Here is a 1,089-nt window from a genome sequence, read left to right on the forward strand (position 1 = left end):
GACCCCCGGACCCCCCGCCGGGCCCACCCGCCGCCGCGGGCCGCACCTGATGCACCCCCGGTGTCGCATCCAGGTACACCCTGCGGATCGCCGGGAAGCGCTGGCGCAGCTGCTCCTCGGCGTCCTCGCAGGCCCACTCCACCTGCTCGGCCGACGCGACGTCCCGGAAGTTCACCTTCGCGGCGATCAGGATCTCGGCCGGGCCCTGGATGAGCGTGGTCAGCTCCAGCACTTCGATGATGTGCGGCACGGTGAGCAGCTCCTCGCGCACCGAGTCCCGCATCCGCGGCGGCAGGGGCCGCCCGATCAGCAGCTGTGCGTTGCTCCGGCCCAGCACCCACGCCACGTACACCAGCAGCAGGCCGATGAGGATCGAGGCGATGCCGTCCCACACGCCGGAGCCGGTGAGCTGCGCGCCGGCCAGGCCGCCCGCGGCGAGCAGCAGGCCGCTGATTCCGGCGGAGTCCTCCATGACGACGGCCTTCACCGCGGTGTCGGGGGTGTAGCGCAGATAGCGGCGCGCGGGTGTGCCGAAGCGGGCGGCCTCGCCGCGGATCTGGCGGACGCCGGTCCGCAGCGAGTAGCCCTCCATGACGGCGGCGACGGCGAGCACGATGTACGAGACGAACGGGTCGCCCGGCTCCTCGCCCTGCGTGAGCGTGTGGATGCCGTCGTAGAGGGCGAAGACGGCGCCACCGACGAACGTGGCGACGGCGGCGAGCATCGCCCAGACGTACCGCTCGGGCCCGTAGCCCAGCGGATGCTCGTCGTCGGCCGGCCGCGCGCTCCGTCTGAGGGCGGTGAGCAGCAGAACCTCGGTGACGGTGTCGGCGACCGAATGGGCGGCCTCGGCGAGCATCGCGCTGGAGCCGCTGACGACTCCGGCGACGGCCTTCGCCAGGGCGATGGCGAGGTTGGCCAGCCCCGCCACGATCACGGTGAAGGCGCTCTCGGGCGCCTCACCCGGATCGATCCGTTCCGGGGGCGGAACGGGGGCGTCCGCCGGGTCACCGGTGATCTGCTCGCTCGCCATGTCTGGGAGCGTATGTCCGTTATCGCATCGTTGCGCGGCCGTGGAGGAGCCACGGC

General features: G+C 72.8%; 1 protein-coding gene. It reads right to left on the reverse strand.

What is annotated here, in order from left to right; translation table 11 throughout:
• Positions 1-1,033, reverse strand: a 1,033-nt coding sequence (locus ACWGI8_RS23270; RefSeq protein ID WP_453663588.1) for a cation diffusion facilitator family transporter, incomplete at its 3' end; no start/stop codon positions are given.
• Between the last annotated feature and the right edge of the window lie 56 nt (positions 1,034-1,089).

Source organism: Streptomyces sp. NPDC054841, assembly GCF_053611045.1.